Raw genomic sequence first — 8,586 nt, forward strand, 5'->3', positions numbered from 1 at the left:
TAGAAGCCGAACAGGATGGTCAGCACCACGAACGGAGCCAGGATGACGCTTTCGCGCAGCGTCAGATCCTTGATCGAGGCGAGCGACGGCTTGGTCAACGCGCCGAACACCACCTTGCGATACAGCCACAGCGCGTAGGCCGCCGACAGAATGACGCCCAGCGCCGCGAAGGTCGCGGTCGGGATGTTGGTCCGGAACGTGCCCATCAGCGTGAGGAATTCGCCGACGAAGCCCGAGGTTCCCGGCAGGCCGACATTGGCCATGGTGAACACCAGGAACACGAAGGCGTACAGCGGCATGCGGTTGACCAGCCCGCCATAGGCGGCGATCTCGCGGGTGTGCATGCGGTCGTAGATCACGCCGACGCAGAGGAACAGCGCGCCCGACACGATGCCGTGCGAGATCATCTGGAACACGCTGCCGGCGACGCCCTGGGTGTTGCCGGCGAAGATGCCCATGGTGACGAAGCCCATATGCGCGACCGAGGAGTACGCGATCAGCTTCTTGATGTCCTCCTGCATCAGCGCGACCAGCGAGGTGTAGACGATCGCGATGACCGAGAGCGTGTAGACCAGCGGCGCGAAATACACCGAGGCGTCGGGGAACATCGGCAGCGAGAACCGCAGGAAGCCGTAGCCGCCCATCTTCAGCATGATCGCGGCCAGCACCACGGAGCCCGCGGTCGGCGCCTCGACGTGCGCGTCGGGGAGCCAGGTGTGCACCGGCCACATCGGCATCTTGACCGCGAACGAGGCGAAGAATGCCAGCCACGCCCAGGTCTGCAGATTGCGCGGCAGCGCGGTGGTCATCAGCGTCGGGATGTCGGTGGTGCCCGCCGTCCAGTACATCGCCATGATGGCCAGCAGCATCAGCACCGAGCCGAGCAGCGTGTACAGGAAGAACTTGAACGAAGCGTACACCCGGCGCGGACCGCCCCAGACGCCGATGATCAGGAACATCGGGATCAGGCCGCCTTCGAAGAACAGATAGAACAGCACCAGATCCAGCGCCGAGAAGGTGCCGATCATCAGCGTTTCAAGGATGAGAAACGCCATCATGTATTCGCGCACCCGGAACGTCACCGACTTCCAGCTGGCGAGGATGCAGAACGGCATGATTGCCGTCGTGAGGATCACCAGCGGCAGCGAAATGCCGTCGAGACCCATGTGGTAGTTGATCGTATTGCCGAGCCAGGGCGCCTTTTCGACGAACTGGAAGCCCGGGTTCGACGCGTCGAACCGCGCCACCAGGATCAGCGACACCGCGAAGGTGATCAGCGTGGTCCACAGCGAGATCCAGCGCGCGTTGCGGCGCGCGGCCTCGTCGTCGCCGCGCGCCAGATAGACCAGCAGCGCGCCGACCAGCGGCAGGAAGGTGACGACCGAAAGAATGGGCCAGGTCATGATTGAAGCCGACATTACCGGCCTCCCCCGCCGAGCATGAACCAGGTGATCAGACCGGCCACGCCGATCAACATCGCGAACGCATAGTGGTAGAGATAGCCGGTCTGCAGCTTGACGACCCCGCGGGTGACGTCGAGCACGCGGGCCGAGATGCCGTCGGGGCCGAGGCCGTCGATCAGCATGCCGTCGCCCTTCTTCCAGAGCTGGCGGCCGATCCATTTCGCGGGCCGCACGAAGATCACATCGTACAGCTCGTCGAAGTACCACTTGTTGAGCAGAAACTTGTAGAGCAGCGGATGCTGGTTCGCGAGCTCGACCGGCAGATACGGCCGGCGGATGTAGAACAGATACGACACCAGGAAGCCCACAACCATCATTACCGTCGGCAGATAGGCGATGCCGGCGGGGATGTGGTGCATCTCCTCGATGATGTGCGGGTGCATCTTCAGCGACTCGCGGAAGAACTCCTCGACGCCGTGCCCGGCGAACAGCTCCTTGAACGGATAGCCGGCCGCCAGCGCGCCGAAGGCGAGCACGAACAGCGGGATCGTCATCGGCAGCGGGCTCTCGTGCGCGGCCTCGTAGTGCTTCCGATCGGCCGGCTCGCCGTGGAACGTCTTGAAGATCAGACGCCACGAGTAGAACGAGGTCAGCAGCGCGGCGACGACGGTCATCAGGAAGCCGTAGAAGGCCATCGGGTTATGCGACACGTACGCCGCCTCGATGATCGCGTCCTTGGAGAAGTAGCCGGCGGTCAGCGGGAAGCCGGTCAGCGCCAGAGTGCCGATCACCATCACCGCATAGGTGAAGGGGATGCGGTCCTTCAGGCCGCCCATGTGGCGGATGTCCTGCTCGTGATGCATCGCGTGGATCACCGAGCCGGCGCCCAAGAACAGCAGCGCCTTGAAGAAGGCGTGCGTGAACAAGTGGAACATGCCGACCGAATAGGCCCCTGCTCCCAGCGCCACGAACATGTAGCCGAGCTGCGAACAGGTCGAATACGCCACGATCCGCTTGATGTCGTTCTGCACCAGACCGATCGTCGCCGCGAACAGCGCGGTGGTGCCGCCGAAAAACATCACCACGGCCTGGGCGTTCGGCGCCAGTTCGAACAGTGGCGACATCCGCGCGACCATGAAGACGCCGGCGGTAACCATGGTGGCGGCGTGGATCAGCGCCGACACCGGGGTCGGGCCTTCCATCGCGTCCGGCAGCCAGGTGTGCAGCAGGAATTGCGCCGACTTGCCCATCGCGCCCATGAACAGCAACAGGCAGGCCAGCGTCAGCGCGTCGGCGTGCCAGCCGAAGAAGTTGATGGTCTTGCCGGTCAGCCCGGGCGCGGCCGCGAAGATGGTGTCGAAATCGGTCGACGCCACCAGCACGAAGATCGTGAAGATGCCGAGCAGGAAACCGAAGTCGCCGACGCGGTTGACCACGAAGGCCTTGATGGCGGCGGCGTTGGCGGACGGCTTTTGGTACCAGAAGCCGATCAGCAAATAGCTCGCCAGACCGACGCCTTCCCAGCCGAAGAACAGCTGCAGCAGGTTGTCGGCGGTCACCAGCATCAGCATCGCGAAGGTGAACAGCGACAGATAGCCGAAGAACCGCGGACGGTGCGGATCCTCGTGCATGTAGCCGATCGAATACAGGTGGACGAGCGACGACACCGTCGTCACCACCACCAGCATCACCGCGGTGAGCGTGTCGACGCGCAGCGTCCACGCGACCTGCAGATCGCCCGAATTGATCCAGGGCAACACCGGGACGCGGATATCGTGGTGCATGAAGCCGACGTCGACCAGCGTCATCCAGGACAGAGCCGCCGAGATCAGCAGCAGCGTCGTGGTGACGATCTCGGCCAGCCGGGAGCCGGCGGCGGCGGGCTCGACCGGGCCGTGGGCATGATCGTCATGGGCATGGTCGTCGTGACCATGCGCGGCGTGCGCGTGGGCGTCGTGGCCGACCGGCTCGGAATGGGTCTCGTGGATCACCGCGGCGTCGCCGCCGACCGGGGCCGCGTGACCATGGCCGTGACCGTGATCGTCATGATGCTCGACGGTGTCGCCGCTCGGGTTGCGGGCGTGCGCTCCGACTAGGGCGATGACGGCCGCGATCAGCGCACCGATCAGCGGCAGGAATACGATAGCCTGGATCATGCGCGCGCCTTCGCCTCGAGCCGGATCGCGTCGCGGGTCAGCGACGGGTGATGAACGATCATGCCCTAGCCCTTCATCAGGTTGATATCTTCAACCGCGATCGTGCCGCGGTTGCGGAAGAACACCACGAGCACCGCGAGGCCGATCGCGGCCTCGGCCGCGGCCACGGTCAGCACCAGCAGGGCGAACACCTGGCCGACGATGTCGTTGAGGAAGATGGAGAACGCCACCAGGTTGATGTTCACGGCGAGCAGGATCAGCTCGATCGACATCAGGATGATGATGACGTTCTTGCGGTTGAGGAAGATGCCGAGGATGCCGAGCGTGAACAGCACGGCCGCGACCGACAGGAAGTGACCCAGACCGATCTCGTTCATCGCACCCACTCCGCAGAGTCGCCGTCGGACAGTCCCTGCCCCGGCTTGACCTTACGCACGGCCATCGCGGTCTCCTTCGACCGCGCATTCTGCTCGGCGATGTTCTGCCGCTTCACCGACTTCTTGTGACGCAGCGTCAGCACGATCGCGCCGATCATCGCCACCAGCAGGATCATGCCCGAGATCTGGAAGTAATGGATGTAGCGCGTATACAGCACCAGGCCGAGCGCCTCGGTGTTGGTGACGCCCGCCGGGATCGGCGCCGTGATCGTCTTGGTGACGGTCGGCGTGATCACCCAGCCGCCAGCCCGCAGCAGCAGTTCGGCGAGGAAGATGAAGCCTATCAACAGGCCGAACGGGAGATATTCGAGGAAGCCTTCGCGCAACCGGCTGAAGTCGACGTCGAGCATCATGATCACGAACAGGAACAGGACCGCGACGGCGCCGACATAGACCACGATCAGGATCATCGCCAGGAATTCGGCGCCCATCAGCACGAACATGCCGGCGGCGTTGACGAACACCAGGATCAGGAACAGCGCGGAGTGCACCGGGTTGCGCGCGAACACCACCATGACGGCGGCGGCGATCGCGGCGCCGGCGTAGAGATAGAAGAACAGGACTGGCATGGACATGGCGTCAGCTCACCGGTACGGCGCGTCGAGTTCGATGGACTTGGCGATCTCACGCTCCCAGCGATCACCGTTCGCGAGCAGTCTGGCCTTGTCGTAGTACAGCTCTTCGCGGGTCTCCGTGGAGAACTCGAAGTTCGGCCCCTCGACGATGGCGTCGACCGGGCACGCCTCCTGGCACAGACCGCAATAGATGCACTTCACCATGTCGATGTCGTAGCGCACGGTGCGGCGGGTGCCGTCGTTGCGCCGCGGACCGGCCTCGATGGTGATCGCCTGCGCCGGGCACACCGCCTCGCACAGCTTGCAGGCGATGCAGCGCTCTTCGCCGTTGGGATAGCGGCGCAGCGCGTGCTCGCCGCGGAAGCGGGGCGAGATCGGGTTCTTCTCGAAAGGATAATTGATCGTCGGCTTCGGCTTGAAGAAATAGCGCATGGCGAGGAAGAACGCCGATACGAATTCCGTCAGCAGCAGCGAGCGGGCGGTTGCGTTGATGTTCATAGAGGCCTCATTTCGGCGCGAGCCCCGCGAATTGCAGGACGGCGGCGACGATCACCACCATCGCCAGCGACAGCGGCAGGAACACCTTCCAGCCGAGCCGCATCAGTTGGTCGTAGCGGTAGCGAGGCACGATCGCCTTCGCCATCGCGAACAGGAAGAACATGAACAGGACTTTGAGCGCGAACCAGACGATGCCCGGCACCCATGTGAACGGGGCGTAAGGCACCGGCGGCAGCCAGCCGCCCAGGAACAGGATCGTGCCCATCGCGCACATCGTGACGATGGCGACGTATTCGCCGAGCATGAACAGCAGATACGGCGTCGACGAGTATTCGACCATGAAGCCGGCGACCAGTTCCGATTCCGCTTCGACGAGGTCGAAGGGCGGGCGATTGGTCTCGGCCAGCGCCGACACGTAGAACACCACGAACATCGGGAACAGCGGCAGCCAGTACCAGCCGAGCATGCCCCACTTCGAGTTCTGCGCTTCGACCACCGCGGTCAGGTTCAGCGAGCCGACGCACAGCAGCACGCAGATCACCACGAATCCGATCGAGACTTCGTAGGACACCATCTGTGCCGCGGAGCGTAGCGCCGCGAGGAACGGATACTTCGAGTTCGACGACCAACCGGCCATGATGATGCCGTAGACCGACAGCGACGACACCGCGAGGATGAACAGCACGCCGACATTGATGTCGGCGATCACCCAGCCGGCGTTGACCGGAATGACGGCCCACGCCGACAGTGCCAGCACGCAGGTCACCAGCGGCGCCAGCAGGAACACGCCCTTGTTGGCGCTGTCCGGAACCGTCGGCTCCTTCAGCACGAACTTCAGCAGGTCCGCGAAGGATTGCAGCAGGCCCCACGGGCCGACCACGTTGGGACCGCGCCGGATCTGCACCGCCGCCCAGATCTTGCGGTCGGCGAGCAGGATGTAGGCGATCGAGATCAGCAGGATGACCAGCAGCAGCACGCTCTGGCCGATCACGATGATCAGCGGCCACAGGTTGGTCATGAAGAAATCAGCCATCGGTCCTGCCTATTCCGCCGCCGTCAGCATCTGGCCGGAGGCGAGACGGGAGCATTCCGCCATCACCGCGGAGGCCCGCGCGATCGGGTTGGTCATGTAGTAATCCGCAATCACCGGCTTGAACGGCGCCTTGTCGATGCTGCCGCCCGCGGCGGCCAGCGTGCGCACGGCGCCGGCGTCGCCGGCTTCGATCTGGTCGACGCGCATCAGGTGCGGCACGGCGGCGAAGATCGCCTTGCGCAGCGCAGCCAGCGAGTCGTAGGGCAGCTTGGCGCCGAGCGCTTCGGACAGCGCGCGGATGATCGCCCAGTCCTCGCGCGCGTCACCCGGCGGGAACGACGCCCGGTTGGCGATCTGCACCCGGCCCTCGGTGTTGACGTAGATGCCCGACTTCTCGGTGTAGGCCGCGCCCGGCAGGATCACGTCGGCACGATGCGCGCCGCGATCGCCGTGGGTGCCGATATAGACGACGAAGGCGCCTTCCGGCAGCTTCACCTCGTCGGCGCCGAGGGCGAACACGACGTCCATCGCGCCCTGCGTCGTCATCTGCGCAAGATCCTTGGCGCCCTCGCCCGGCGCGAAACCGATGTCGAGCGCGCCGACGCTGGAAGCGGCCGGATGCAGAACGGCGAAGCCGTTCCAGCCGTCCTTCACCGCGCCGATATCGCCCGCGAGCTTGGCTGCGGCCGCCAGCAGCGCAGCGCCGTCACGCCGCGAGGTCGCAGCGGCACCGATCAGCACGATCGGATTCTTGGCGTTCTTCAGCGTCTCGGCGAAGGAGTGCTTGCCGGCCGCGAGGTCGGCGAGCGTGTCGGCGCCGGCGCCAAGATAGTCGTACGAATAGGTCAGCTCGGCCTGCTCGCCGATCACGCCGATCGCCAGCTGGCCGGTCCGCCAGCGCTTGCGGATGCGCGCGTTGAGGATCGAGGCTTCCTTGCGCGGGTTGGAGCCGATGATCAGCAACGCGTCGGCCTGCTCGATGCCGGCGATGCTGGGATTGAAGATGTAGGACGCCCTGCCCGCCTTCGGATTGAAGGCCGCAACGCTCTCGGCGGCCACGTTCGACGAGCCGAGCTGCGCCAGCTGTTGCTTGAGCGCGAACATTTCCGCGACCGCGGCGAGATCGCCGGCGATCGCGCCGATCTTCCTGGCGTCGGCCGCAGCGACCTTGGCCTTGATCAGGCCGAACGCTTCCGGCCAGCTCGCCGGACGCAGCTTGCCGCCGTCGCGGACGTAAGGTTGGTCGAGCCGCTGGGTGCGCAGGCCATCGACGACGTGGCGGGTCTTGTCGGAGATCCACTCCTCGTTGATCGCCTCGTTGACGCGCGGCAGGATGCGCATCACTTCGCGGCCGCGCGTGTCGACGCGGATCGCCGAACCGACGCCGTCCATGACGTCGACCGACTGCGTCTTGCCGAGCTCCCACGGCCGCGCCGCGAAGGCGTAGGGCTTCGAGGTCAGCGCGCCCACCGGGCAAATGTCGACGAGATTGCCCTGCAGCTCCGAGGTCAGCGCGCTCTCGAGGTAGGAGGTGATCTCCATGTCCTCGCCGCGGCCGATCGCGCCCATCTCCGGCACGCCGCAGACTTCTGCGGCGAAGCGCACGCAGCGGGTGCACTGGATGCAGCGGTTCATCGAGGTCTTGACCAGCACGCCGAGATACTTGTCCTCGACGGCGCGCTTGTTCTCTGCGAACCGGCTGGTGTCGACGCCGTAGCCCATCGCCTGATCCTGCAGGTCGCACTCGCCGCCCTGATCGCAGATCGGGCAGTCGAGCGGATGGTTGATCAGCAGGAATTCCATCACGCCCTCGCGGGCCTTCTTTACCATCGGAGACTTGGTGTTGATCTCCGGCGGCTCGCCGTTCGGACCCGGACGGCAGTCACGCACGCCCCAGGCGCAGCTCGCGACCGGCTTCGGCGTGCCCTTCAGCTCGACCAGGCACATGCGGCAGTTGCCGGCGATCGACAGCCGCTCGTGATAACAGAACCGCGGAATCTCGGCGCCGGCCGACTCGCAGGCCTGCAGCAGCGTGTATTCCGGCGGAACCTCGACTTCCTTGCCGTCGACGATGAGCTTGATCATGGCTGTTACTCCGCCGCCACCATATGCGCCGGATCGAGCACGCCCTGGTCGTCGAGCGTGGCCTTGCGCGAGAAATCGTCGATGCGGCGCTCGATCTCCGGACGGAAGGCGCGGATCAAGCCCTGGATCGGCCAGGCCGCGGCGTCGCCGAGCGCACAAATGGTGTGACCTTCGACCTGCTTGGTCACTTCGAGCAGCATGTCGATCTCGCGCTTGTGTGCGCGTCCTTCGACCATGCGGCTGAGCACGCGCCACATCCAGCCGGTGCCTTCGCGGCACGGCGTGCACTGGCCGCAGCTCTCATGCTTGAAGAAGTAGCTGATGAGGGAGATGCCCTTCACCAGGTCGGCGTCGTTATCGAACACGATCATCGTCGCGGTGCCGAGCATCGACTTGTAT

Annotated in this window: 8 protein-coding genes; all 8 read right to left on the reverse strand. The window is 65.0% G+C overall.

Annotated features, from left to right (window positions below):
- A partial coding sequence (locus tag ACOJTD_RS25790) for an NADH-quinone oxidoreductase subunit M (protein ID WP_420135696.1) occupies positions 1 to 1,418 on the reverse strand: 1,418 nt, incomplete at its 3' end.
- Positions 1,418 to 3,559, reverse strand: coding sequence for an NADH-quinone oxidoreductase subunit L (gene nuoL / locus ACOJTD_RS25795; RefSeq protein ID WP_420135697.1), 2,142 nt, complete (start codon positions 3,557 to 3,559; stop codon positions 1,418 to 1,420). The genes nuoL and ACOJTD_RS25790, both read right to left, overlap by 1 nt.
- A 65-nt stretch (positions 3,560 to 3,624) precedes the next feature.
- Positions 3,625 to 3,936, reverse strand: coding sequence for an NADH-quinone oxidoreductase subunit NuoK (gene nuoK / locus ACOJTD_RS25800; RefSeq protein WP_054160652.1), 312 nt, complete (start codon positions 3,934 to 3,936; stop codon positions 3,625 to 3,627).
- The gene (locus ACOJTD_RS25805) at positions 3,933 to 4,571 is read right to left on the reverse strand and encodes an NADH-quinone oxidoreductase subunit J (protein WP_420135698.1); all 639 of its coding nucleotides are present in this window, start codon (positions 4,569 to 4,571) and stop codon (positions 3,933 to 3,935) included. The genes nuoK and ACOJTD_RS25805 overlap by 4 nt, the downstream gene beginning before the upstream one ends.
- A 9-nt stretch (positions 4,572 to 4,580) precedes the next feature.
- Positions 4,581 to 5,069, reverse strand: a complete 489-nt coding sequence (gene nuoI, locus ACOJTD_RS25810) for an NADH-quinone oxidoreductase subunit NuoI (RefSeq protein ID WP_238737371.1) — start codon at positions 5,067 to 5,069, stop codon at positions 4,581 to 4,583.
- Between the two features lie 7 nt (positions 5,070 to 5,076).
- Positions 5,077 to 6,102, reverse strand: a complete 1,026-nt coding sequence (gene nuoH, locus ACOJTD_RS25815; protein ID WP_054160655.1) for an NADH-quinone oxidoreductase subunit NuoH — start codon at positions 6,100 to 6,102, stop codon at positions 5,077 to 5,079.
- Positions 6,103 to 6,111: 9 nt separating this feature from the next.
- Positions 6,112 to 8,187: an NADH-quinone oxidoreductase subunit NuoG gene (gene nuoG / locus ACOJTD_RS25820; protein ID WP_420135699.1), complete on the reverse strand. Its 2,076-nt coding sequence runs from the start codon at positions 8,185 to 8,187 to the stop codon at positions 6,112 to 6,114.
- 5 nt (positions 8,188 to 8,192) lie between these two features.
- Positions 8,193 to 8,586, reverse strand: a 394-nt coding sequence (locus tag ACOJTD_RS25825; protein ID WP_420135700.1) for an NADH-ubiquinone oxidoreductase-F iron-sulfur binding region domain-containing protein, incomplete at its 5' end; no start/stop codon positions are given.

Origin of the sequence: Rhodopseudomonas sp., assembly GCF_048594845.1 — a bacterium.
GTDB lineage: Bacteria > Pseudomonadota > Alphaproteobacteria > Rhizobiales > Xanthobacteraceae > Rhodopseudomonas.